Origin of the sequence: Citrobacter braakii, assembly GCF_002075345.1 — a bacterium.
GTDB classification, from domain to species: domain Bacteria; phylum Pseudomonadota; class Gammaproteobacteria; order Enterobacterales; family Enterobacteriaceae; genus Citrobacter; species Citrobacter braakii.
Map to the genome: position 1 here is coordinate 1 of NZ_NAEW01000026.1, position 23,808 is coordinate 23,808.

The 23,808-nt window shown below is 50.0% G+C and carries 23 protein-coding genes and 6 pseudogenes; 17 read left to right on the forward strand and 12 right to left on the reverse strand.

Annotated elements, in window-relative coordinates:
* The 7 genes and pseudogenes from BZK42_RS25360 to BZK42_RS25390 all read left to right on the forward strand — a co-directional run.
* Positions 1–584: pseudogene (locus tag BZK42_RS25360) on the forward strand (terminase large subunit domain-containing protein); the annotation flags it as partial.
* Positions 584–1,330: pseudogene (locus BZK42_RS25365) on the forward strand (phage portal protein); the annotation flags it as partial. The pseudogenes BZK42_RS25360 and BZK42_RS25365, both read left to right, overlap by 1 nt.
* A pseudogene (locus tag BZK42_RS25370) lies at positions 1,323–1,757 on the forward strand (HK97 family phage prohead protease); the annotation flags it as partial. The pseudogenes BZK42_RS25365 and BZK42_RS25370, both read left to right, overlap by 8 nt.
* Positions 1,736–2,281, forward strand: a pseudogene (locus tag BZK42_RS29510) (phage tail tape measure protein); the annotation flags it as partial. The pseudogenes BZK42_RS25370 and BZK42_RS29510, both read left to right, overlap by 22 nt.
* Before the next feature lie 963 nt (positions 2,282–3,244).
* Complete coding sequence (locus tag BZK42_RS25380) at positions 3,245–3,712, forward strand: hypothetical protein (protein ID WP_079938476.1); 468 nt, start codon at positions 3,245–3,247, stop codon at positions 3,710–3,712.
* Positions 3,709–4,005 (forward strand): annotated as a pseudogene (locus BZK42_RS25385) (DUF1833 family protein); the annotation flags it as partial. The gene BZK42_RS25380 and the pseudogene BZK42_RS25385, both read left to right, overlap by 4 nt.
* 472 nt (positions 4,006–4,477) lie before the next feature.
* A complete protein-coding gene (locus BZK42_RS25390; protein WP_079938480.1) occupies positions 4,478–5,014 on the forward strand; it encodes an Ail/Lom family outer membrane beta-barrel protein in 537 nt (178 codons plus the stop codon).
* Positions 5,015–5,169: 155 nt separating this feature from the next.
* Here BZK42_RS25390 and BZK42_RS25395 read toward each other — a convergent pair whose 3' ends face one another.
* Positions 5,170–5,499, reverse strand: coding sequence for a YkgJ family cysteine cluster protein (locus BZK42_RS25395; RefSeq protein ID WP_079938481.1), 330 nt, complete (start codon positions 5,497–5,499; stop codon positions 5,170–5,172).
* Between the two features lie 318 nt (positions 5,500–5,817).
* Complete coding sequence (locus BZK42_RS25400) at positions 5,818–6,159, reverse strand: hypothetical protein (RefSeq protein WP_249025168.1); 342 nt, start codon at positions 6,157–6,159, stop codon at positions 5,818–5,820.
* Between the two features lie 150 nt (positions 6,160–6,309).
* Between BZK42_RS25400 and BZK42_RS25405 the strand changes: the two are divergent.
* A pseudogene (locus BZK42_RS25405) lies at positions 6,310–6,477 on the forward strand (isocitrate/isopropylmalate family dehydrogenase); the annotation flags it as partial.
* Positions 6,478–6,526: 49 nt separating this feature from the next.
* Here the strand turns inward: BZK42_RS25405 and BZK42_RS25410 are convergent.
* On the reverse strand, positions 6,527–7,900 hold the full coding sequence (locus tag BZK42_RS25410) for an MFS transporter (RefSeq protein WP_080860808.1): 1,374 nt from the start codon (positions 7,898–7,900) through the stop codon (positions 6,527–6,529).
* A 174-nt stretch (positions 7,901–8,074) separates the two neighbouring features.
* Here BZK42_RS25410 and kdgR point away from each other — a divergent pair, with 174 nt between their 5' ends.
* On the forward strand, positions 8,075–8,866 hold the full coding sequence (gene kdgR, locus BZK42_RS25415) for a DNA-binding transcriptional regulator KdgR (RefSeq protein WP_080860810.1): 792 nt from the start codon (positions 8,075–8,077) through the stop codon (positions 8,864–8,866).
* A gap of 112 nt (positions 8,867–8,978) precedes the next feature.
* On the opposite strand, the gene BZK42_RS25420 is transcribed toward kdgR, so the two are convergent.
* A complete protein-coding gene (locus BZK42_RS25420; RefSeq protein ID WP_016153403.1) occupies positions 8,979–9,218 on the reverse strand; it encodes a YobH family protein in 240 nt (79 codons plus the stop codon).
* Positions 9,219–9,382: 164 nt separating this feature from the next.
* Here BZK42_RS25420 and mgrB point away from each other — a divergent pair, with 164 nt between their 5' ends.
* The 6 genes from mgrB (at position 9,383) to rlmA (ending at position 13,722) form a co-directional block, all read left to right on the forward strand.
* Entirely contained in the window at positions 9,383–9,526 is a 144-nt protein-coding gene (gene mgrB / locus BZK42_RS25425) for a PhoP/PhoQ regulatory lipoprotein MgrB (protein WP_016153402.1), read from the forward strand.
* A gap of 74 nt (positions 9,527–9,600) precedes the next feature.
* On the forward strand, positions 9,601–9,885 hold the full coding sequence (locus BZK42_RS25430) for a YebO family protein (protein ID WP_047358298.1): 285 nt from the start codon (positions 9,601–9,603) through the stop codon (positions 9,883–9,885).
* A 636-nt stretch (positions 9,886–10,521) separates the two neighbouring features.
* Entirely contained in the window at positions 10,522–10,665 is a 144-nt protein-coding gene (locus tag BZK42_RS25440) for a DUF2627 domain-containing protein (protein ID WP_006684179.1), read from the forward strand.
* A gap of 12 nt (positions 10,666–10,677) precedes the next feature.
* Positions 10,678–10,887 (forward strand): transcription antiterminator/RNA stability regulator CspE, encoded by a 210-nt coding sequence (cspE, locus tag BZK42_RS25445; protein ID WP_001062678.1) that lies wholly within the window; start codon positions 10,678–10,680, stop codon positions 10,885–10,887.
* 219 nt (positions 10,888–11,106) lie between these two features.
* Complete coding sequence (ftsI, locus tag BZK42_RS25450; protein ID WP_080860812.1) at positions 11,107–12,849, forward strand: peptidoglycan glycosyltransferase FtsI; 1,743 nt, start codon at positions 11,107–11,109, stop codon at positions 12,847–12,849.
* A gap of 63 nt (positions 12,850–12,912) precedes the next feature.
* Positions 12,913–13,722 (forward strand): 23S rRNA (guanine(745)-N(1))-methyltransferase, encoded by an 810-nt coding sequence (rlmA, locus tag BZK42_RS25455; protein ID WP_080860813.1) that lies wholly within the window; start codon positions 12,913–12,915, stop codon positions 13,720–13,722.
* Here the strand turns inward: rlmA and mntP are convergent.
* From mntP to manX, 5 genes are all read right to left on the reverse strand, one after another.
* Positions 13,719–14,285: a manganese efflux pump MntP gene (gene mntP, locus BZK42_RS25460; protein WP_016153398.1), complete on the reverse strand. Its 567-nt coding sequence runs from the start codon at positions 14,283–14,285 to the stop codon at positions 13,719–13,721. The genes rlmA and mntP overlap by 4 nt on opposite strands.
* A gap of 433 nt (positions 14,286–14,718) precedes the next feature.
* Positions 14,719–15,177 (reverse strand): DUF986 family protein, encoded by a 459-nt coding sequence (locus BZK42_RS25470; protein WP_016153397.1) that lies wholly within the window; start codon positions 15,175–15,177, stop codon positions 14,719–14,721.
* A 60-nt stretch (positions 15,178–15,237) separates the two neighbouring features.
* Positions 15,238–16,089, reverse strand: a complete 852-nt coding sequence (locus tag BZK42_RS25475; protein WP_016153396.1) for a PTS mannose transporter subunit IID — start codon at positions 16,087–16,089, stop codon at positions 15,238–15,240.
* Between the two features lie 12 nt (positions 16,090–16,101).
* Positions 16,102–16,902, reverse strand: a complete 801-nt coding sequence (gene manY / locus BZK42_RS25480) for a PTS mannose transporter subunit IIC (RefSeq protein ID WP_016153395.1) — start codon at positions 16,900–16,902, stop codon at positions 16,102–16,104.
* A 58-nt stretch (positions 16,903–16,960) separates the two neighbouring features.
* A complete protein-coding gene (gene manX, locus BZK42_RS25485; RefSeq protein WP_047416602.1) occupies positions 16,961–17,923 on the reverse strand; it encodes a PTS mannose transporter subunit IIAB in 963 nt (320 codons plus the stop codon).
* Positions 17,924–18,236: 313 nt separating this feature from the next.
* On the opposite strand from manX, the gene BZK42_RS29785 reads away from it, so the two are divergent.
* Together BZK42_RS29785 and yoaE are read left to right on the forward strand one after the other, a co-directional pair.
* Entirely contained in the window at positions 18,237–18,395 is a 159-nt protein-coding gene (locus BZK42_RS29785; RefSeq protein WP_371745393.1) for a protein YoaL, read from the forward strand.
* Positions 18,383–19,942 carry a CNNM family cation transport protein YoaE gene (gene yoaE, locus BZK42_RS25495; RefSeq protein ID WP_016153393.1) on the forward strand — a complete coding sequence of 520 codons (1,560 nt, stop codon included), beginning with the start codon at positions 18,383–18,385 and terminating at the stop codon, positions 19,940–19,942. The genes BZK42_RS29785 and yoaE overlap by 13 nt, the downstream gene beginning before the upstream one ends.
* A gap of 6 nt (positions 19,943–19,948) precedes the next feature.
* Here yoaE and BZK42_RS25500 read toward each other — a convergent pair whose 3' ends face one another.
* The 3 genes from BZK42_RS25500 to BZK42_RS25510 form a co-directional block, all read right to left on the reverse strand.
* Positions 19,949–21,550, reverse strand: a complete 1,602-nt coding sequence (locus BZK42_RS25500) for an EAL domain-containing protein (protein WP_049282137.1) — start codon at positions 21,548–21,550, stop codon at positions 19,949–19,951.
* Positions 21,551–21,680: 130 nt separating this feature from the next.
* Positions 21,681–23,045 carry an L-serine ammonia-lyase gene (gene sdaA, locus BZK42_RS25505; protein ID WP_016153391.1) on the reverse strand — a complete coding sequence of 455 codons (1,365 nt, stop codon included), beginning with the start codon at positions 23,043–23,045 and terminating at the stop codon, positions 21,681–21,683.
* Positions 23,046–23,228: 183 nt separating this feature from the next.
* Complete coding sequence (locus BZK42_RS25510) at positions 23,229–23,807, reverse strand: CoA pyrophosphatase (protein ID WP_016153390.1); 579 nt, start codon at positions 23,805–23,807, stop codon at positions 23,229–23,231.
* Position 23,808 lies beyond the last annotated feature (1 nt).

Below are 23,808 nucleotides of genomic sequence, written 5' to 3' on the forward strand. Positions count from 1 at the left end.
GCTTCTCCCAGAAAATGCCGCACACCTCCGGTGAGTGGGCTCGCCGGAAGCTGCGGATAGAGTTTGAACCGTGGCAAAAATTTGCGCTGGGCGTGCCGTTTGGCTGGGTGCGAAAAGATTCAGGCTATCGCCGCTTCACTGAGATTTACATCGAAGTGCCGCGCAAAAATGGTAAATCGGCGATCGCTGCGACCGTCGGCAATTACATGTTCTGTGCTGATGGAGAGTACGCAGCGGAAGTCTACTGTGGCGCCACGACGGAAAAACAGGCATGGAAAGTCTTTGCGCCTGCACTGGCGATGGTGAAGAAACTTCCGGCACTGCGTCAGAAGTTCAGCATCAAACCCTGGGCGAAAAAAATGACGCGTCCTGACGGCTCCTTGTTTGCGCCAATTATTGGCGACCCCGGAGATGGAGATTCACCTTCCTGTGCCATCATCGACGAGTATCACGAGCATGAAACTGACGCGCTCTATACCACGATGACAACCGGGATGGGGGCAAGGGAACAACCAATTACGCTTATTATCACCACGGCGGGTTTCGATATTGCCTCGCCGTGTTATGAGAAACGCACGCAGGTATCAGTCCTGACGACATGATCCACGTCCGGGCGCTGGGCAACGATCAGAAAATGGGGCTTAGTCCGATACTTCAACATGCTGAAACGATTGGTATGGGTATGAGCGGGCAGAAATATACGGAAAGTTTTTTCAGCGGTAACGCCAGACCTGCAGGTATCGTCTCTGTGAAGGGGGAACTGAATAAAGACTCCTGGTCGAGGCTGAAAGATATGTGGCAAAAAGCCACTGTAATGCTGCGTAGCCAGGAAAACAGGACGATGTTGCTCCCGGCTGAGCTGGACTATAAAGCGCTGACAGTCTCACCTGTTGATGCCCAGCTCATCGACATGATGAAACTCAACCGCTCAATGGTCGCCGGAATTTTCAACGTACCGGCGCACATGATTAATGACCTCGAAAAAGCCACTTTTTCCAACATTTCCGAACAGGCTATTCAGTTTGTCCGCTACACGATGATGCCGTGGGTGATGAACTGGGAGCAGGAGCTTAATCGTAGATTATTCACTCGTGCCGAACGGGAAGCCGGGTATTACGTGCGCTTTAACCTGGCCGGGCTGCTGCGCGGGACCGCAAAAGAGCGTGCGGAGTTTTATCACTTTGCTATCACCGATGGCTGGATGAGCCGAAATGAGGCGCGTGCGTTTGAAGACATGAACCCGAAAGAGGGTCTCGATGAAATGCTCGTCAGTGTCAACGCTTCCCAGCCTGCCAAATCGACAACCCAGGAGAACACTCAAGATGAGTGAGCGAGAAATTCGATGTTACAGCGGCGAGGTGCGCGCTGAAACGCACAACGATGAACCAAGCCGGATCATCGGGTATGGCTCGGTTTTTGATAGTCGATCAGAACTGATTTTCGGTTCATTTCGCGAAATCATCCGGCCCGGTGCGTTTGATGATGTGCTTCAGGACGATGTCCGGGCGCTGTTTAACCATGATCCCAATTTTATACTGGGACGCACCTCTGCGGGCACGCTTGCACTGACAGTGGATGAGCGTGGCCTGCGTTACGATATCACTGCGCCGGAAACCCAGACAATACGTGATCTCGTGCTGGCTCCCATGCAACGCGGTGATATTAACCAATCCTCATTTGCTTTCAGGGTCGCCCGGGATGGTGAGGAGTGGTACCACGATGAAGACGGTGTTGTCATACCGAGTTTAACCGTCTTCTGGGTCTGGGTAATGAATTACTTCAGCAGCGACAGGGGCTGGTGAATGTACCGTTACGGCTGCCACAGGCAGCCCTGGATGATAAGCAGCAGGGTGTACTGAATAACAGTGAGCGTGAACTGACCCTGTCCCGCCTGAAGGGGGAAGCGCGTGAGCGTACCCGGCTGGGCTATGCCGCGGATGACCTCGGTTTTGTGGGGGATGCTTATCAGACGGCAAGGCAGACTTATATCAACAATGCGCTGGAAGCATGGCGTAACAACCAGGCGAATACGCCAAAGATTCGCGGTGGAAAGTCGGAAGCAGAAAAGACAGAGGATGTTTATAACAGGCTGATCAGTCAGCAGAAAGAGCTGATAGCCCTGTCCGGGCAGAATACTGAACTGACGAAGATAAAATACCGAATCAGCCAGGGCGATCTTTCTGCCATTTCACAGGCCAGAAAGGAGGCGCTGTTGCGTAACGCCGCCATTCTCGATCAGCAGTCTGCGACTGAGAAGTTAAAAGCCCTGAATGAAGAATTACTGACTCCGGAAGAAGCATTGCTCAGTAAAACGAAGGAACGCCTGCGTCTGCTGAAAGAGGCTTCTCCGGCCAGTGCTGAATACAGAGACGTGCTGGAAAAAATCTCCCGTGCTGCTGTTGAGAATGCACCTGAATATTCAGGTGTGTCGTCAGATATTGGTGGCGCGGCCAGTGAACTGTTCAGGGTTGCTGGTGCAGAAAAGGAACTGAAGCAATGGCATAAACAGCAGCTCGACATGCAGAAGCAACTTCTTGATGAAAAACTGATTAATGAGCAGATGTATGCGGATAGGATTGCTGAGATTAACCAGAAGAATTCGGAAAAACTGCAGGATATTCAGAATGGATATACAACCGCCAGCCTGTCTATGTTTTCCGATTTAACAGGGCAGTCAGCAGAGTTACTGAGGGGGCTGGGGCAGGAGGGAAGTGCTGCGTATAAGTCCTTGTTCATTGCCAGCAAGGCAGCTGCTGTCGCACAGGCAATTATTAACACAGAGCTGGCTGCCACCAAGGCGATGGCTGAGGGGGGCATGATTATGGGGATCCCGGCAGCAACCGCCATGCGTGCCGCGGGCTATGCCTCTGTAGCTCTGATTGCCGGGCAAACGCTGGCGGGTATGGCGCATGACGGTATTGATCGCGTCCCGGAAACGGGGACGTGGTTACTTCAGAAAGGGGAGCGGGTAGTGACCGCCAGTACATCCGCAAAGCTGGATGCCACACTGGAAAAAGTCCAGCAGGCTCAACAGGCACGTCAGGTTAGTTCTGGCGGAAGCATTCGTATCCAGAATTCATTTACCGGGAAACCGGATGAGGCAACGCTGGCGGCGATTGACAGTCGCAACCGCCAGCTTGTTGTAGCTATCAGAAAGGAAATGGCAGCCCAGGTCATCTCTCCCACCAATGAATTTGGCCGGGCACTGAAAGGCTATTATGGCCGAACGCGCAAGGAATAAGACGTGACTGAACACAGCTATCCACACGATTACCTGCCGCTTCCCCTGATGGATAATTACGGTTTTCAGGCGGCATCTCCTTTATTGAGAACTGAAATGGTGTCGGGCAGAGCACGGCAGCGGCGCAGATATACGTCAACGCCGACGGTGGCAACCGTGAACTGGACGTTCACGACCAACCCTCAGGCTATGCTGTTTGAAGCGTGGTACCGTGATGTCCTGAAAGACGGTGCAAACTGGTTCATGATGCAACTGCAAACCCCTCTTGGTGATCTGCAATGGTTTAAATGTCGGTTTACTGATATTTATCAGGGACCCACGCTGGTAGCGCCCCGTTACTGGCGCTATTCGGCCACGCTGGAGTTATGGTCAAGAGCAGTTCTTGATGGTGGGTATGGCGAATACCCGGATTTTATCCGCAACAGCGATATTATCGACAGAGCGATGAACAGGGAGTGGCCGGAAACATGACGATCCTGAACCGTCTTTATGCCTCATCCGGTGAGGATGTGATTATCGAGACCCTGCAGATTAACACTGGCGACCAGCGGCATTTCCTGTGTACCGGTTATGACGACATCATGGCCAGATCGGAGTCAGGGGACTGGGTGACCTTTGTTGCCTGTCCGATGGACATTGCTTTGCCGAAACGTAACGCCGATGGTACCCAGGATCTACAGTTTGCGATCAGCAATATTGACGGGGTGGTGTCGACAGCGATCCGCAATGCACTGGATGATATCAACAGCGCTTCGATAGTATACGGGGATTAAAAATTCAGTGATAAGAACCGCAGCATACTGGATAAAACATGTGCTGCGGTGATTAAATTGTGGGAAGGGAACCAAGAATGTGCTGTGGCTGGCAAACTCCGATAGTGCGAGTATTGAATGAATACCAACTGGTGGCAAATTCCTAGATGTAATGGAGGTACTGAAAGTACCGTGCTGGAGGCGCTGGGTTATATATTGTGCCGTTCGTATCTTTAGGCGAGGCAATTATGGAAAAAGTAATAAGAACAGAACATTCTGACATGGCGCAAAATCCGTTTTATATGAAGTATGACGAGACATTAAAAATAACGTGCGGAAATATTAATCATGCATGCTTATGCGTCATAACAATTACTATATAGATTAAGTGTTGGCTAAATAAAAATATGTAAATACTATGTAAATGCACCAGTGGCAAAGATGGTGAGTTGATAAATTTTGCTTAATTAAAGAAGGATTTGTTATGAAGAAAATAGTTTTGGCAACTTTTATTATGGGTACCTGTATGGTATCTGGCGCAGCAAACGCTGAACTACTGAATAATAGCCTCTCAATAGGGTATGCTCAAAGCCATGTGAAAGCAGGTGGCGACAAACTTGATGATAATCCGAAGGGCATAAACATTAAATATCGTTATGAGTTGGATCAGCATTTGGGGATTGCATCTTCATTTACTTACACTAATTTAAGTTATAATTATTATTATGCTGGTCACAAAGTTGGAAATGAAGACTTAGATTATTACTCGCTATCTGCGGGGCCAGCCTATCGTTTCAATGATTACATCAGTGCGTATGGTTTGATTGGTTTCGGACATGGGCGAGTCGAGGCCGACATGTCGGGATATTCCAATTCTGAGAGCAAAACTTCAGCCGTATATGGTGTAGGCCTACAGTTTAACCCAATCCCTAATTTGGTGCTTGATGCTTCTTATGAATATAGTAAGTTGGGACGTGTAAAAGTCGGTACCTGGATTGCTGGTATCGGTTACCGCTTCTAATAATTAATTTTTACTCTGTTGCTTGGCCCTGCGTAACATGCAGGGCTTTATGCTTTGGAATATCAAATTAAAATCAATTTATGTTTCTGTGTATCATGAAGAGCAATATTTTCTTCATGATACATACTATTATCCGCGTAAAAAAATTTTAATCATCAAAGTGGGGGTAAGTCATGATGAGCTCTCGCACGATTGCATGCCTTATTTATTTCCCCATTTTCACCCGACATAGCAAATTCCCTGCATGTTGACGAGCGATTCTCATAAATTGTGCAAAAGGCACTTTCCCCAGGTTTTCCGGCAAGAGCAATACAGCGGGGGTTTTTCTGATTTGTGCCACTCATACATCGATGATAGGGCGAAACCTGTTCAGTGAGATACGCTGGAACGGTGCCGCCTGCATCATCGCCTTCGGCCCAGTAGAAGGAAACACGAAAAAATGCACAACATGCTCCACAAGTCATGCATGGATTCAGATTGCTCACTATCTCATTTCTCTCGGTATTACTAGTTAATTACGGGCTAAATAATTTATCTGTTAGGCTCTAATGAGTGAATATTGTAGTGCTAAATAGTTACACTTGGTTACATATGGAAAAGCCCCAGACTGTGAAATCTGAGGCTCTTTTGAAGTGCACGTGCATTTCACGTGCATATTTTTGTCTTTTCTTGGTCTGTTTACTGTCTGGTCAGTTTCCATAAGTGGCTGTTTTTATAGCCTCTGTCCGGTTGCAGTCCTATCAAAAGTGGTGGAGCTGGCGGGAGTTGAACCCACAGCCAGTATGAAGAATATAGAACATGAATTATTGTTTCAAAATTGCCTCAGCCATCGCCCTCAGACGTTCAATTTGAACGTTTATTTCCGAAACAATTTCTTCAGGTTTCAGTCCCTTGTTAGATTGCACAAAATCTCTAATTTGCATCATTTGATGTGCACGAATTTCTAATTCGCTATAAACACTTAGCTCGTCAGGATCATCTTGCGATTGTTCACCTGTTTCAAATTCTACATAGGTATGTGGTGGCTTGTGATAAACACGAGAAATCGGGGTTGGCCACCATTCCTCACCGGTCACTACGTCCGCATCGAATGGCACAGTTTTGTCAATTTCCATTAATTTCTGAATGAGAACAGAAGTTTTCAAGCGAAGCTCCATTTAGCTTTAAAGTGGTTATCAAAACGCTACTTAAACTATACAAAATCAGTGAGTTATCGTGAAGGCAAAAAAACAAGATTAGATACTTATTAAGCATGAAATCGTTTTAATTCAATAGGATATAATAAATTGCTAAATCTACTGCTGCGCCACATGGGTTGGGTCGAAGCGGCTGACCTGATCGTTAAAGGTATGGAAGGTGCGATTAACGCCAAGACCGTCACCTATGACTTCGAACGTCTGATGGATGGCGCTAAGCTGCTGAAATGTTCTGAGTTTGGCGACGCAATCATCGAAAACATGTAATCCAGATTCTGGGTTGTGTGAGAACGGGAGCCGAGAGGTTCCCGTTTTTTTATGCCTGAACTCGCGGTTGCGTAATACGTAAACCACTCACAATTGCTGCCAGCGAGGCCAGAATGCCTGCGGTTATCAGCGAGACGTGCGTTCCACTGTCGCCAAACTGGTTTAGCATCAGCGCGACCAGCGCGGCCCCGGTACTCTGACCCAGCAAGCGCGCCGTCCCCAGCATACCGCTCGCCCCACCGCTGCGTTCACGCGGCGCGGAGGTGATGATGGTGTGATTATTTGGGGACTGGAACAAGCCAAAGCCCGCGCCGCACAGAATCATCGGCCAGATGATATTAAAATCGGAGGGGGAAACGGGCAGCAGCACCAGCGAAAACAACCCGCTGGCCATCAACGCCATGCCCAGTACGCCCAACAGCCCGGCGTGAACGCGTTCAATCAGATATCCCGCCAGCGGCGCCATCACCATGGTTGCCAGCGGCCATGGCGTCAACAGCAGGCCTGTTTCGACCTCGCTGCGTCCGAGCACCGTTTGCATAAAGAAGGGCAGGGAAACCAATGCCAGCATTTGTGCGCAGAATGAACATATCGAGGTACAAATCGAGAGTGAAAACAGTGGAATGCGTAACAGGTCAACCGGCAGTAACGGCACCTCCAGCGCGAGCTGGCGTCGGATAAAGAAAAAACCCACCACCATAAGCGCCACAAGCTCGGCACCAATCAGTTTTAGCGACTGTCCTTGTGCAAAGCCGCTGAGCGCCGTAATTAACAAGCCAAACGTTAAGGCATTCATTACCGCACTGGGCAGGTCAAAGCGTGGTTTAGTGCCGCGGGACGCATTGGCTGGCAAAAAACGCATCGCCAGCAACAGGGCGACTATTCCCAGCGGGACGTTAATCAGAAACAGCCATTTCCAGGAGGCAATAGAAAGAATAGCTGCGGCAATGGTCGGACCCGCAGCCGAGGAGACCGCGACGATAAAGGAGTTAATCCCCATCCCTCGCCCGAGCTGACGCTGGGGATAAATAAGTCGGATCAATGCCGTATTCACGCTCATTAGCGCCGCACCGCCAAAACCCTGGGCGACGCGAGCCAGCGTCAGCATGTGCAACGAATCTGACAAGGCACAAAATAGCGATGCAAGCAGGAACACGACCAGGCCACACTTATAAATGCGCCGGTAACCGAACATATCGCCTAAAAAAGAGAGGGACAGGAGCGAAACGACGATCGCGATTTGATAGGCGTTTACAATCCAGATTGAGCTGGCAGGTGAGGCCTGAAGATCGGCGGCGATAGTTGGCAGGGCCACGTTCGCTATTGCACCGTCGAGTACTGCCATAGAAATGCCAATAACAATGGTTAAAATTGCGCCATATCGCTGGGGCAATGGCAGACCATCGGCCTGAATTTTTTCCATAGAAAGTCGATATTTGTGGAATTTATGATGAGAGTAATAATTTTAGCATTGATATTCAGGTGTTAGGTCGCAGATTTGTAACTAAGTGAGCAAAGAGCGATTGCGAGGGTTGGTACGTGAAATTATAATAAAAACCGGTTCTGATTTTTATAAAACACTCGAAAGGGGTGATAAATGGCAATCGCAGATCTGGATAAGCAACCCGATTCTGTATCTTCCGTGCTGAAAGTTTTTGGCATTCTGCAGGCGCTGGGTGAAGAGCGCGAAATTGGTATTACCGAGTTGTCGCAACGCGTCATGATGTCGAAAAGCACCGTTTATCGCTTTTTGCAGACCATGAAAACGCTGGGTTATGTGGCACAGGAAGGGGAGTCTGAGAAATACTCACTGACCCTGAAATTATTCGAGCTGGGCGCGCGCGCGTTGCAAAACGTCGATCTTATCCGTAGCGCTGACATTCAGATGCGCGAACTTTCGCGCCTGACCAAAGAGACAGTACACCTCGGTGCGCTGGATGAAGACAGCATCGTCTACATTCACAAAATCGACTCTATGTACAATCTGCGCATGTATTCCCGCGTTGGTCGTCGTAATCCGCTGTACAGTACGGCTATCGGTAAAGTTCTGCTGGCATGGCGTGACCGCGATGAAGTGAAGCAGATTCTGGATGGCATTGAGTACAAACGCAGCACCGATCGTACCATTACGAATACTGATGAATTACTGCTACTGCTGGATAAAGTACGTGAGCAGGGTTACGGCGAAGATAACGAAGAACAGGAAGAAGGCCTGCGCTGCATCGGCGTACCGGTGTTTGACCGTTTCGGCGTGGTTATTGCGGGGTTGAGTATTTCATTCCCAACGCTGCGTTTCTCAGAAGAGCGTTTACACGAGTATGTGGCAATGCTGCATACGGCAGCGAGCAAGATTTCAGAACAAATGGGCTATAACGACTATCCGTTCTAATCTGACGTAATCGCGAATGTAAAAAACCCCAGGTATTTTGTACCTGGGGTTTTTTATGAACAGTCATAACGTTACCTGGCGTAAATAACGTATCGAATGTAATGTTGCATTATTAGCCGTTATCGATAATGACCGTGCTTTTCCTTAACAGGGGACAATCCGACAGGCCAATGATACCGCTACTGGTGTGGACGTACTGTGCCGTGCTGGTTCCACGGGCAGTCAGATATTGGCATTGCAGACCCAGACCGGCAGCATTCTCCTTACTTCCAATCAAAATTCCATAGCCGCTCAATAATAAACCGATCCAAACCAGAGCTAACAACACAATAGCGCGGATAATCAGACGCATTACAACCTCTTATCTTTTCTCATTGTTATTAGATTAGCCTGTACACGGTATGAAACAAGTCAATCATTCCTAAAAAGATTGAATGCCTATACAGTTAACTCTGGGTTTAGGTAACGCATGATAATTTATAGACATAAGATGTGGAGTTGAAGAGTGGAGCTGGAGTGAAAAAAATTCGCTGGGTAGTGCTGATTGTTGTTGTACTGGTATGCATACTGATGTGGGCGCAGGTGTTCAACATCATGTGCGATCAGGACGTACAATTTTTCAGCGGTATTTGTGCCTTCAATAAATTTATTCCCTGGTAAGCGCATTTTCGCAACAGTTGATTACCTTCTTGTGCGGCAGTGGTAAACTACGCTGTCTACATTGAGGTGGTAAAATGAACGAAGTTTTGAATTCTGGCGCGTTGAGTTTTGCGCCTTTAGCGGTATCGGTGGTGGTTCTGATTGTTGGGCTTGTTCTTTGGTTTTTTATCAATCGGGCAAGTTCGCGTACTAACGAGCAGATTGAGCTGCTTGAGGCATTGTTAGATCAGCAAAAAAGACAGAACGCTTTGTTACGTCGCCTTTGCGAAGCTAACGAACCCGAGAAAGCAGCAGAGCCTACTGCACTGCCCATTAAGGATGAAGACGATGACATCATCCGCCTGGTAGCTGAGCGGTAAAAAAGGTATGGCAGGATGAGGAACGGCTGTTGTTGTTCTCAGTTGCTTCATCCTGTCGTCAGCGCGTCAGATTATTTTCTTCTGTCCCCGTCGTGTAATTGGCGGCCGGACAGTCATCTATTCTCAGTATTTTCAGATGCTCCGACTAATTAATATCTTATCCCCAGTCTGATATAAATATAATCTTCCATACGTAAAAAATATGATTATGTCATTTTTGTGATAACGATCGTTTTATTAACAGCGAAACGTTTCTCTTACTTTTTTTGTGCCTTGTCATCATTCTTTCATTATTTTGGTGCAAAACCAGAAGGCGGATCTCATTTTTACGCTTGTGACATTTTATGCATTACTAAGCATAAAAAATGATATCTGGCAGAACCCGTAACAGATAACCTGGAACAACTGAAGCTATTGAGCTATGGTAGAAATATCCCGGCTATGGCGCAAGTCAGGCGGGGATAGGGGAGAGAGGCGAGAATATAATTCTACTCGACCTGGCGCATAACTGTGCAGTTGCTGTTTGATGGACGACGGGATTTGTGCGACCGATCGAGACACGTTTAAAAATGGCTTGCCATTATTAACGTTGTATGTGATAACACGTTTTGGGTTAAACGAGGTACAGTTCTGTTTATGTGTGGCATTTTCAGTAAAGAAGTCCTGAGTAAACACGTTGACGTTGAATACCGCTTCTCTGCCGAACCTTATATTAGTGCCTCAAGCAGTAATGTCTCAGTTTTATCTATGTTATGCCCGCGGGCGAAGAAAATACTCTAAGGAATTTTGCAAATGGCAAAGATTAAAGGTCAAGTTAAGTGGTTCAACGAGTCTAAAGGTTTTGGTTTCATTACTCCGGCTGATGGCAGCAAAGACGTGTTCGTACACTTCTCCGCTATCCAGGGTAACGGCTTCAAAACTCTGGCTGAAGGCCAGAACGTTGAGTTCGAAATTCAGGACGGCCAGAAAGGTCCGGCTGCTGTTAACGTAACAGCTATCTGATCGACACCACTGATTTGAAGCGCTTTTGCGCATCCATCTCAGATATAAAGCCTCGCTTATGCGGGGCTTTTTAATTCTAATTACGTCAAAATATTACTGAATGCCCATCCATTAGCGCTTTGTTGCAAAGGCGTGATGTTCGTAGCATAGTTTTCCCCGCTTTCTTGCGGCATTTCCCGTTAAATCAGACACCTGAAAAACTATCTTGTTGGAGTTCGGGTGAAAAAGAAAAAAGGCGATGCGCGCAATTTTACTCCCGTACGTTTTGCCCTGCTTTGTGTGGCAATATTATTGAGCCTTGGATTGCTGCTGGGGCGGGTTGCGTGGTTGCAAATTGTCACGCCGACGAATCTGGTAAAACAGGAAGACATGCGTTCCTTACGCGAGGTGTCCATCGCTTCGCCGCGCGGAATGATAACCGACAGAGAAGGGCGACCGCTGGCGGTAAGCGTTCCGGTTAACGCCGTCTGGGCCGATCCGAAGACGATTATCAGCAAGGGTGGCGTTGGCTATAACGAACGTTGGCAGGCGTTAGCGAAAACGCTGCATATTTCGCTCAGCACGCTGGCTGAACGCGTTAACAGCAATCCAGCCGGGCGGTTTATCTATCTGGCGCGCCAGATCTCTCCTCAGCAGGCAGAATGGGTCGATAAACTGGATCTGCCGGGAATCAACCTGCGTGAAGAGTCCCGCCGCTTTTATCCCGCCGGACATGTTGCGGCCAATCTGATTGGTTTCACCAACATTGACGGTCAGGGGATTGAAGGGCTGGAGAAAAGCTTCAATAGCCAGTTGATGGGCAAACCCGGCTCCCGCCTGGTACGGAAAGACAAATTTGGCCATGTCATCGAAAATATCACGGAAGTGATGCCGGTGCCGGCGCATGAATTACAGCTCAGCATTGATGAGCGCTTGCAGACGGTTACTGAAGACGCGCTGGACAATGCCGTGACATGGAATAAAGCGGAATCAGGGGCCGCAGTGCTGGTCAACATTGCCACCGGCGAAATACTCTCCATGGCAAGCTTTCCCGATTTCAATCCCAATAACCGTGATGGCGCGGTACTGGATGATTTTCGTAATCGTGCAATTAGCGATACCTTTGAACCCGGTTCAACCGTAAAACCACTGGTGATTATGACCGCTCTGCAGCAGGGGATAGTACAGCCTGACAGCGTGATTGATACTCATCCTTTTATTGTTGATGGGCATCGCATCCGCGACGTCGGATTTTACCCGGAGCTATCGCTGACCGGGATCTTGCAGAAATCGAGCGATACCGGCGTGTCACACCTTTCGCTGGCGATGCCGGTACAGAAATTACTGAATACCTATAAAAGCTTTGGCTTTGGCGATCCAACCGGACTGGGTTTAACCGGGGAAAGTCGCGGATTAATGCCTCAACGCCGCTACTGGAGCGATCTGGACCGGGCAACCTTCGCATTTGGTTATGGATTAATGGTGACGCCGCTCCAGCTGGCGCATGTCTATGCCACCATCGGCAGTTTTGGTATCTATCGACCCCTTTCTATTACGCGTATCGATCCGCCGGTAATCGGTACGCGAGTGATGCCGGAGGCGTTGGTTCACCAGGTTGAACATATGATGGAAAGCGTCGCGCTACCCGGCGGCGGGGGAACCAAGGCCGCGGTCAGAGATTATCGCGTCGCGGTTAAGACCGGAACGGCAAAGAAAATTGGCGAAGACGGCAAATATGTCGATAAATATGTGGCCTATACGGCGGGCGTTGCGCCAGCAAGCGACCCAAAGTTCGCGCTGGTTGTGGTTATAAATAACCCGCAAAACGGTGCTTATTATGGGGGGGCAGTCTCCGCGCCGGTATTCAGCCAGATAATGGGCGATGTCCTGCGTCTGGAAAACGTAAAGCCGGACGGAATGCCTCCCGGCTCCGATCATCTGCTGGTAATGCACGGCAGCAACGTATCCTCGCCGTCGCTGTAAGTTATTTTCCCAGGGCGCAATTCGCGTTACACTTGCGCCCTTAAGTCACCTGCCGGAGTTGTCATGTCGTTTTCCTGTCCTCTTTGCCACCAGGCTCTTACTCAAGCGAATAACAGTTTTGTCTGCCCTGGGCGGCACCAGTTTGACGTGGCGAAAGAAGGGTATGTCAACTTACTGCCGGTTCAGCACAAACGGTCGCGCGATCCGGGTGATAGCGCGGAGATGATGCAGGCGCGCCGGGCATTTCTCGATGCCGGACACTATCAGCCGCTGCGCGAAGCAATTGTGGATGCGCTCACCCAGAGGTTGAGTTCAGAAGATGCGGCGATCCTGGATATTGGCTGTGGGGAAGGGTATTACACCCATGCGTTTGCCGATGCGCTGACGGGCTGTACAACCTTTGGTCTTGACGTTTCTAAAGTGGCGATTAAGGCCGCAGCCCGTCGTTATTCGCAGGTGACCTTTTGCGTTGCCTCCAGCCATCGCCTGCCGTTTGCCGACGAGTCAATGGATGCCATCATCCGGATCTACGCGCCCTGTAAAGCGCCGGAGCTGGCTCGCGTGGTCAAACCGGGTGGCTGGGTTATTACCGCCACGCCGGGTCCGCGTCATTTAATGGAGCTGAAAGGGCTGATTTATGATGAGGTGCGTTTGCATGCGCCACACACTGAGCAACTGGACGGTTTTGTTCTGCAAGAGAGTCTTGCGCTGGGGTATCAGATGCAGCTCAAAGGTAGCGAGGCCGTTGCGTTACTGCAAATGACGCCGTTCGCCTGGCGGGCAAAGCCGGAAGTGTGGGAAACGTTAGCCGGTAAAACGACGTTTGACTGCCAGACAGACTTTAGTATTCATATCTGGCAGCGCCTGAATTAACCGTGGAAGTGTGCCCAGAGGATCTGGGCGCCAATACCTATCAGTACCACCCCGCCCAAAATTTCAGCTCGCTTGCCCAGCATCGGGCCAATGAAACGACCGATCATCATGCCGAGCGTAGACATAATCAACGTGGCGCAGCCGATGGCCAGCGCTGTGGCAATAATGTTGACCTGCAGGAAAGCCAGACCCACCCCGACGGCCATTGCGTCGAGACTGGTTGCAATGGCAGTGGTGACCAGCAGCCAGAAGCCATGGCGGCGCTGTGGCTCTTCATCTTCATCCCCGTCGTCGCGAAAGCCTTCTATTATCATTCGTCCGCCTAAAAAGATCAGCAGAATGAAGGCGATCCAATGGTTCCACTCCAGTACAAATTTGCTGGCGAGCATACCCATGCCCCAGCCAATGAGCGGCGTAAGCGTTTCAACGGCGCCGAAAATAAGGCCGGTGCGCAGTGCTTCAGAAAATTTGGGTTTATGCAGGGTGGCGCCTTTGCCAATTGATGCAGCGAAAGCATCCATCGACATGCCGAAAGCAAGAAGAACAGTAGCGGTGAGATTCATAACAGCGTCCTGACCGGGGTATCCATAACACACATCACTGCCCCCAGTAACCATGCATACAGGCTGGAATCACTGTAAATACAGCGCCATTCAGGTATGCATTGCAGTTGATGTGCCTATGGTCTCGCCTGACTGAACCTGTAAGATCAGTCCGTACGCGCCACGTTTTTCAACGAGTATGTTGACACGTACATTTCCGGAGTCTGGAAATCGGCTACTCCCCAACGACGGGCGCAACCTTAACATATTTTGAGAATATAAAACAAGAAACGCAGAAATAATATTTGGCCTCTAATTGAAAACGATTTTCATTTAGATTTATTTATAAATAAAACGTTAAAATAAATAACATTATGAGCGGTGGGATATAGCCTTAGCTATGTTTGTTTTTGAATGGATATATAAAAAACATAGTTCAGGCTATATTTGTAACTTATTGATTTGAAATTAAAAGTTTATATATGTTTTCGAGATCGTCTATATTCCGTACGCGAATCAGTAATCTTCGATGTTCTAATTGCATCACCAGGACACCGTCTTCAGATAAATTCATCTCTTTAATCCGGTTATATTCAATCCAGACATTGGCGAAAAAAAAGCCTTTTTGTTTGAAGATGATTTTTGGCGTACGGATCCAGAACAGATACAGTCCCATCAATACCAGTGCACATAATAACCATGTGGTAAATTGCGCGCCGTGGCTGGTGATGTTGTTGTAGATAAGAATAGCAATCAAGCCAAGGAAGATAACGCTGTCGACTCTGCTACGAGGAAGCAGGGCGACAGACAGCAGAGTAGGGCCATTACGGCGGGGCATGATGAACTGATCGTAAATGGCATACGCCAGCAGCGAAAAGATAAAAAGAACCAGCACCAGGTCCGTGATAGTCATGAATCCTCAACCCTCTAAATAGAAAAACCGGGGGCAAGCCCCCGGTGATGTACAACAGTCTTACAGGCCGAGCAGTCCGACAGCGTAGCCCGCGATACCGATGACGAAGAAGCCAACGATGATCCACAGCGGGTTCACTTTTTTACGCAGCAGCCACATACAGGCGAAAGTCAACAGCAGAGGAACCAGACCCGGCATCAGCTGGTCAAGGATAGTCTGCACAGTGGTGACACGAGTCTGACCATCCTGACCGGTGATGGTGGAAACCACCAGCGGGATGTTTACGTGCGTCCACTTGTTAACCAATGCCCCCATGACAAACAGGCCTAGGATTGACGCCCCCTCAGTCAGTTTCTGCAGGAAGCCGCCGCCCATATCTTTAACGATATCGATACCTTTACGGTAGCCGTATGCCACACCGTAGTAACGGGTTGCCAGACGAACCAGGTTAAACAGGATGAAGAACAGCAGTGGTCCAAGCAGACTGCCGCTCATCGCGATACCTGCGCCAAGTGCGGCGAATACCGGACGTACGGTACCCCAGAAGATCGGGTCGCCCACGCCTGCAAGCGGTCCCATCAGACCAACTTTGATACCGTTGATGGCACCATCGTCAATCTCTGCGCCGTTTGCACGCTGCTCTTCCATCGCCAGCGTAACGCCCAATACGGGGGCCGCTACGTACGGATGGGTATTAAAGAATTCCAGGTGACGCTTAATAGCCTGCTTACGTGCGTCGTTGTTTTCCGGGTACAAGCGGCGGATAGCCGGCACCATGGAGAAACAGAAACCCAGCGCCTGCATACGTTCGAAGTTCCAGGAACCCTGAAACAGGTTAGAACGAAGGAACACGCCACGAATGTCACTCGGAGTGAGTTTTTTCTCGGTGGTAGTTTTAGTCATATCAACCATTTCGCTCACCTGCTAGTCCAGTTCGTTATCGAGATCATTATTGCCAGCCGCAGCAGCAGGTGCACCGGCTACGCGGTTATATTTCGGGCTCAGCTGAATGTAGAGGATAGCCATTACTGCGCCAATCACACCCAGAGCAACCAGGTTGAAGTTAGTAAATGCCGCGGTGACGAAGCCGAGGTAGAAGAATGGCATCAGGTAGCCTGCGCGCATCATGTTGATGACCATCGCATAACCAACCACTACGATCATACCCCCTGCGATGTTCAGACCGCCGGTCACAACTTCCGGAATGGCATTAAGCATGCTCTGAACTTCACTGGTACCAACAGAAATCGCCACGATTACCGCCGGGATAGCGATACGCATAGCCTGCAGGAACAGGGAGGATACGTGCAGCCAGGAGATCGCCGTTAGGTTACCGTTTTCTGCCGCCTTATCCGCTGCGTGCTGGAATGCTACGGTGATAGTACGAACGATGATGGTCAGTACCTGGCCTGCTGCTGCCAGTGGGATAGCCAGCGCGATACCTGCACCAATGCTTTGGTGACCCGCGATAACCAGAACGGTAGAGATAATTGAGGCCAATGCGGCATCAGGTGCAACCGCAGCACCGATGTTCATCCAGCCCAGGGCGATCATTTCCAGGGTACCACCGATGATGATACCGGTTTTCATATCACCGAGAACGGCACCAATCAGCGTACAGGCCACCAACGGACGGTGGAACTGAAATTCATCGAGTACCGACTCCATACCCGCGATACATGCGACGATGAACACCAGCACAATCTGAAGAGTGGTAATCTCCATTGTACTTCTCCTATTGCTATACAGACTTAAGTGTGAAAACTAAGTAAATGCCAGGGCGTTATTTCACCTTGGCAATCAAATCCATCATTTTCAGTTTCTGATCGGTAGAAACCTTACGAGCCTCGAGCTCAATACCGCGTTCGTTGAGTTTCTTGAAGGCTTCGATGTCTTTTTCATCGACAGAAATTGCGTTGTTTACCTGCGTTTTACCCTGACGGAAAGCCATACCGCCAATGTTTACAGAGGTAATTTTCACACCACCTTCAACGATACGTTCTACGTCGGTCGGGTTGGTAAACAACAGCATCACACGCTCACCTGCATATTTCGGGTTGTTGTAGACGCGGATCATTTTCGCGACATCAACCACATGCGCCGTCACACCCGGAGGTGCAACCTGGGTCAGCAGCGTTTTACGCACGGTATCGGCGGCAACTTCATCACTGACGACGATAATGCGTGTTACGTTGGTTTCTTTGGTCCAGCGAGTTGCTACCTGACCATGGATTAAGCGGTCATCAATACGCGCCAGGCCGATCTGCATATAATCGTTCGGCCCCATCGGTTTGGCGGGAACTGCTGCTTTTGGCGCCGCGACTGGGGCTGGAGCGGCTTTCTCCACCGGTTTTGCTTTCAGCGCTTTCACGCCTTCGCTACCGGTTTCAACGGCCAGTGCTACTAATTCATCGAAGCTGGGGTTGTCATCACGCGCCATGAAGGTTTCAACCAGCATGGGAATGTTCACACCGGCGATGACTTCGTAATGCTCTTTATCGACGACAATGCGGCTCGCAGCGTTAAACGGGCTGCCTCCCCATGTGTCAACGAGAAACAGCACGCCTTTACTGGTATCGAGTTTTGCCAACTGAGCGTTGTACTTTTCAATCAGCGTTTCGGCATTTTCGCCTGGAACGAAATCGATCCAGCCGACGTTTTCCTGCTCGCCTAACAGCATTTCTGCTGTCTTAAGTAACTGCTCTGCAGCCCAACCATGTGTGCCTATTACAATAGCAATGGTCACTTGCTACCTCCTTTATTATCGTTAACACATCAACGTGAAGATGTATTTGAATCGTCGTCCGCAATCGAATCGATTCAGATAAGGGTTACAAAGAAAAACCTATGATTTTCGTGAATTATTTTAGATATCGAAAAAAATATTTTATGTGATGAAGATCCGTAATTTAACTTCCGATAAAAAGAAATTTCGAAGGGTAAAATATCTCCGAAACAACTTATTGCAAAGGAAGGTAAATCTTTGCTAAAAAACGGTTGTCTCTGTTATGTTTAGCATCGGTTTAATTACTCAGGAGTATAGGGCAGTAGCTCACCATATGGATCGTCACCGACGTCATTTCACTATCAGGCCGTATCAAGCCTGTCAGATTGGCACTTTTTGCCACAAATTTTCTCTGCATATCGCTTCAACGCCTGAGATCCTCAGCGCGCAGTTTGGTCATTCCTTAAGCAGGAGCTTGTCATGGAATTATTAATGGACCCGCAGATTTGGGTGGGTTTGCTCACGCTTGTCGTTCTCGAAATTGTTCTGGGTATTGATAACCTGGTCTTCATTGCGATCCTGGCTGATAAGCTGCCGCCAAAACAGCGAGATAAAGCGCGTTTAATCGGTTTGTCACTGGCACTGGTTATGCGCCTGGGCTTGTTGTCCGTGATTTCGTGGATGGTGACGCTAACTAAGCCGCTATTTACGGTAATGGACTACTCGTTCTCGGGGCGCGATCTGATCATGCTGCTGGGGGGGATTTTCCTCTTGTTCAAGGCCACGACAGAGCTGCATGAGCGGCTGGAAAACCGTGAACATGATACCGGCCAGGCAAAAGGGTATGCGAGTTTTTGGGTTGTTGTGACGCAGATTGTCATCCTCGATGCGGTGTTCTCGCTGGATGCCGTTATTACGGCGGTCGGTATGGTCAACCATCTGCCGGTGATGATGGCGGCGGTCGTGATTGCTATGGCCGTGATGCTGCTGGCTTCTAAGCCGCTGACACGATTTGTGAACCAACATCCGACGGTGGTGGTGCTGTGTCTGAGCTTCCTGTTAATGATCGGTCTGAGCCTGGTTGCCGAAGGGTTTGGCTTCCATATTCCGAAAGGCTATCTGTATGCGGCGATTGGCTTCTCAATCATCATTGAGTTGTTTAACCAGATTGCCCGTCGGAACTTTATTCGCCACCAGTCGACGCTACCGCTGCGTGCGCGCACTGCCGATGCAATCCTGCGTCTGATGGGGGGTAAAAGTCAGGCCAGCGCGCAGATGGAATCCGACAACCCGGTGCCGGTTCCCGTCCCGGAAGGCGCATTTGTGGAAGAAGAACGCTATATGATCAACGGCGTCCTTTCTCTGGCATCGCGTTCATTACGCGGCATTATGACGCCTCGTGGCGAAATTAGCTGGGTTGATGCCGACCTGAGCGTGGAGGAAATTCGCGAGCAATTGCTCTCGTCACCACACAGCCTGTTCCCGGTGTGTCGTGGCGAACTGGATGAAATCATCGGTATTGTGCGTGCTAAAGAGCTGCTGGTCGCGCTGGAAGACGGTGTGGATGTGGCGGCCATTGCCTCTGCGTCTCCGGCTATTATTGTCCCGGAAACGCTGGATCCTATCAATCTGTTAGGTGTTCTGCGACGCGCTCGCGGCAGCTTTGTTATCGTCACTAACGAGTTTGGTGTAGTCCAGGGTCTGGTCACGCCGTTGGACGTATTAGAAGCTATTGCCGGTGAATTCCCGGATGCTGATGAAACGCCTGAAATTATTGCTGATGCAGGCGGTTGGTTGGTGAAAGGTGGTACCGATCTGCATGCGTTGCAACAGGCGCTGGACGTGGATACGTTAGTGAATGAAGATGAAGATATCGCCACGGTGGCAGGTTTAGTCATTGCCGCTAACGGCCATATTCCACGCGTAGGTGATGTTATCGATGTTGCACCGTTGAGCATTACGATTGTCGAAGCCAATGACTATCGTGTGGATTTAGTTCGCATTGTTAAAGAACAACCCGCTCACGACGAAGACGAGTAAGCGGGGTTAGCGAAACGGCATAACGTGCATACTGTGTCGCCCGTTATGCCGGGCGGGCGGCGGCGTGCTGCCCGCCAGCCATTTGGGAAAATCGCGCAGCGGCATCGGCTTTGCATACAAAAAGCCTTGCAATAAATGTACGCCGTGTCGGCGCAAATGCTGTGCCTGCGCCTGTGTTTCAACGCCTTCCGCCACCAGTTCTATATTCAGTTTTTTCCCCAAAGCGATAATGATGTCTGTGACGGTTGAGTTCACGGCGTCTGTCCCGATTGCCGAGGTAAATGATTTATCAATCTTCAGCACATCCGGGCGAAGCTTTTCCAGCCAGGAGAGCGAGCTGTTGCCGGTGCCGAAATCGTCAATTGCCAGCTTTACGCCAAGCCGATTTAACTCGCGCACGACCCGATAATCCACATCCAGTAACGCATCGCGCTCGGTGAGTTCGATAACCAACTGCTGAATAGGGTGCTGGCTGAACCAGTACTGGTTGAGATCTTTTAGCAGCGTACCGTTACGAAAATGGCTGGCGGCAACATTTATCCCAATATGAAACTGGCTGCTCATCGGGAATACGTGCCGTTGCTGAATGGTTTCTGCGATGACATGACGGGTAAGCGGCACAATCAGGTTGTGCTCCTCTGCGATGGGAATAAACACTTCGGGAGAGATCCAACCCTGGCGCGGGTTATTCCAGCGTAAAAGGATTTCCACTCCCATACATTGCTGGGTTTGCGCATTAAGTAGCGGCTGGCAAAACAGCTCGAATTCCCGTGCAGCAAGGGCCAGATTTATCTCCCAGGAGAAGCTCATTCTGCTGGCGGTCGCCAGCCATGCCAGGTAGCCCACTAAAAAACTTAGGATCACCGCCAGCGGCAGTTGTGTTGGTAGATGTTTTATAGCCAGTTCGCTGGCACCCGGACCGGTGACGCTGATAGTAAAGGGGAAATGTTGCGATGAGAGCTGGTAGCGTTTTTCATTATTCAGTTCAGGTAGCGTATCGACAACACCTTGTCCATATAGCAAATGGCGATTACCGACGGTTAAGCTGGCATGGGTAATTTGCGGTGGCTGGGGTTCAAGCAACATGGACGATAATAAATCAATGTTAACGATTTCCAGCACGCCATCTGAGCCATCGGCAGATGCTGGATACCATTGCGTCAGAATCGGACTGCCCTTAATCAACGAATGGTCGGTAGACAGCAGCAATTGCGGCTCCCGACTGGGTAATTCAGGCTCCAGTTGGCGAATAGGCACATTGCGATAGCCAAAAATGCTGGAACAATAAAGGACCCCGCTCTGAATCAGGCTGATAGAACGTACCGTTTGCAGTCTGGCTGCATGCTTACTCAGAGGTAAACGCGCGACTGAGCAGGGAAGCCCAATCAGCGGTAGCAGTACATCGCGTCCGGTCTGTAGGGGCAAAAGCACGTCATCCAACTCTTCAACGGCGTGGTTGGCAAAGGTAACGGTATTGCGATGATTTAAATTACGCTCCGAAATAAATCGGACAGTTAATGTGAGAATGAGCGTCAGTAGTGCACATAGTGTGCAGACGATTAAGCGATTCCGGCGATAGTTCTTGATGATCCTTTGCGCTGTTTGCATGCGGGCCGCCCGATAAGCCGTTGGTCACAGTAGCCAACAGCAACAGAGCAAGTGTAGTGGGGAAAATTACGCCAGACGAGGGAGAGGGGGCAAATTCGCCCATCCGTCGCAGATGGGCGAAAAATAAGTATTAGTCACATTGAACTTTGATTGCCAGGCCACCGCGTGACGTTTCACGGTATTTGGCGTTCATGTCTTTACCTGTTTCGTACATGGTCTCAATGACTTTATCCAGCGAGACGCGCGGAGCGCTTGTACGGCGCATTGCCATACGCGCAGCGTTGATCGCCTTCACTGACGCAATGGCATTACGTTCGATGCACGGAACCTGTACCTGTCCCGCAACCGGATCGCAGGTTAAGCCGAGGTTATGTTCCATGCCGATTTCAGCAGCAACACACACCTGCTCAGGGCTCGCGCCTAACAGTTCAGCCAGACCCGCGGCAGCCATGGAACAGGCTACGCCCACTTCACCCTGACAACCCACTTCTGCACCAGAGATAGACGCGTTCATTTTATACAACGCGCCAATCGCGCCGGCCGCCAGGAAATAACGGGTATAGATATCCGGGCTGACGGACTCGATGAAATGATCGTAATAGGCCAGTACCGCAGGCACGATACCGCAAGCACCGTTGGTTGGCGCAGTAACTACGCGACCACCCGCGGCGTTTTCTTCGTTAACGGCCAGCGCGAACATGTTCACCCAGTCGATCACGTTCATCGGATCGTTGGACAGCTTGTCGCTGGAAACCAGCATACGACGCAGGGCTGAAGCACGACGAGGAACGCGCAGCGGACCCGGCAGCACGCCTTCGGTGTTCATACCACGATCGATACAAGCCTGCATGGTTTGCCAGACGTTACCAAAGTACTCTTCAATCTCTTTTTTACTGTGCAGAGCAAGTTCGTTCTGCATCGCCATGCCAGAGAGAGACAGGCCGGTGCTGTTGCAGTATTCCAGCATTTCGGTGGCGGATTTGAACGGATAAGGCACACTGACCTCGCCCGCGGCATCCTGACCAAAATGTTCTTCATCAACGATGAATCCACCGCCGATGGAGTAGTAGGTTTTGCTGTAAATGACGGTTTCGCCACTGTACGCGTGGATCTGCATTCCGTTTTCATGCAGCGGCAGGTTGCCGTTGTGAAAACGCATTCCGTCATTCTGCGGGAAATCCACTTCGTGCTGACCCTGCGCAAGCAGCAGGCGTCCACGCGTTTCTACGTCGCGGATAAATCCGGGGATGCTGTCAATATCTACGGTAGCAGGCTCATTGCCCGCCAGACCCATAATAATGGCGATATCGGTATGGTGACCTTTACCCGTGAGCGACAGTGAACCATACACGTCGACGGCGACACGAGTAACGCTGTCCAGTAATCCTTTTTCGACCAGGTCATCGACGAACTGTTTACCCGCCTTCATAGGCCCTACGGTATGGGAAGATGAGGGACCAATCCCCACCTTAAACATGTCGAATAGACTAATCACGATAATACTCCTACAGGGCGACTGGGGTTTCCAGTAACGATGTTATAACTGCGCATAGTGTAAGAGGGAACGCGGCGATCGGCTTAACTATTCACATGAATTAAACTAATAGATAACCGCGGTTTTACTAATGTTGTGACCTGAGTTTCAAGTTGTCTATGGTGTGCGTAAAGATAAGTATAGTCAGGGCTTGACGCCAATTTGCAGCGCCAGCTCACGAATTATTCCGGCGGTCATTCCCCAGACGAAATATTGCTCATACCAGGAAAGCCATACACGATGTGAATCGCCGCGACGGTAGATATCCAGTGGATGATAACGACCTAAATGCAGGGCTTGTGCCAGCGGCATTTCGAACACGGCGGAAACTTCATCAACACTTGCGCGATACGGCAAATTTGGCGGGATAATGCCTACCACCGGCGTGACCTGGAAACCGGTCACGCTGTCGACCGGCGGCAGAACGCCAATCACCTCCACGCAGGATGGTGGGATCGCCACTTCTTCCTGCGCTTCGCGAAGGGCGGCGGCAATTAACGAGGCATCGCTGCTATCCACCGCGCCGCCGGGAAAGGCGACCTGTCCGGCGTGCTTGCGCAGATGAACGGAACGCTGAGTTAACAGCAACCCCGGCTGTGCACGACGCACGACGGGGATCAGTACGGCGGCCTGACGCTGGTTTAACGCAGTATGATTAACCTGCGGGCGCAGGAGTTGAAAGCGCGATAAAAAATCATCAAGCGTCAGGCTGCTGTATTCCACG

Bases quoted from the DNA above. Each gene is read 5' to 3' on its own strand.
- BZK42_RS25390 (WP_079938480.1), top strand. From the start codon at position 4,478: ATGAAGAAAATAGTTTTGGCAACTTTTATTATGGGTACCTGTATGGTA.
- BZK42_RS25410 (WP_080860808.1), bottom strand. From the start codon at position 7,900: ATGGAAAAAATTCAGGCCGATGGTCTGCCATTGCCCCAGCGATATGGC.
- kdgR (WP_080860810.1), top strand. From the start codon at position 8,075: ATGGCAATCGCAGATCTGGATAAGCAACCCGATTCTGTATCTTCCGTG.
- BZK42_RS25420 (WP_016153403.1), bottom strand. From the start codon at position 9,218: ATGCGTCTGATTATCCGCGCTATTGTGTTGTTAGCTCTGGTTTGGATC.
- BZK42_RS25430 (WP_047358298.1), top strand. From the start codon at position 9,601: ATGAACGAAGTTTTGAATTCTGGCGCGTTGAGTTTTGCGCCTTTAGCG.
- BZK42_RS25440 (WP_006684179.1), top strand. From the start codon at position 10,522: ATGTGTGGCATTTTCAGTAAAGAAGTCCTGAGTAAACACGTTGACGTT.
- cspE (WP_001062678.1), top strand. From the start codon at position 10,678: ATGGCAAAGATTAAAGGTCAAGTTAAGTGGTTCAACGAGTCTAAAGGT.
- rlmA (WP_080860813.1), top strand. From the start codon at position 12,913: ATGTCGTTTTCCTGTCCTCTTTGCCACCAGGCTCTTACTCAAGCGAAT.
- mntP (WP_016153398.1), bottom strand. From the start codon at position 14,285: ATGAATCTCACCGCTACTGTTCTTCTTGCTTTCGGCATGTCGATGGAT.
- BZK42_RS25470 (WP_016153397.1), bottom strand. From the start codon at position 15,177: ATGACTATCACGGACCTGGTGCTGGTTCTTTTTATCTTTTCGCTGCTG.
- BZK42_RS25475 (WP_016153396.1), bottom strand. From the start codon at position 16,089: ATGGTTGATATGACTAAAACTACCACCGAGAAAAAACTCACTCCGAGT.
- manY (WP_016153395.1), bottom strand. From the start codon at position 16,902: ATGGAGATTACCACTCTTCAGATTGTGCTGGTGTTCATCGTCGCATGT.
- BZK42_RS29785 (WP_371745393.1), top strand. From the start codon at position 18,237: ATGGATCGTCACCGACGTCATTTCACTATCAGGCCGTATCAAGCCTGT.
- yoaE (WP_016153393.1), top strand. From the start codon at position 18,383: ATGGAATTATTAATGGACCCGCAGATTTGGGTGGGTTTGCTCACGCTT.
- BZK42_RS25500 (WP_049282137.1), bottom strand. From the start codon at position 21,550: ATGCAAACAGCGCAAAGGATCATCAAGAACTATCGCCGGAATCGCTTA.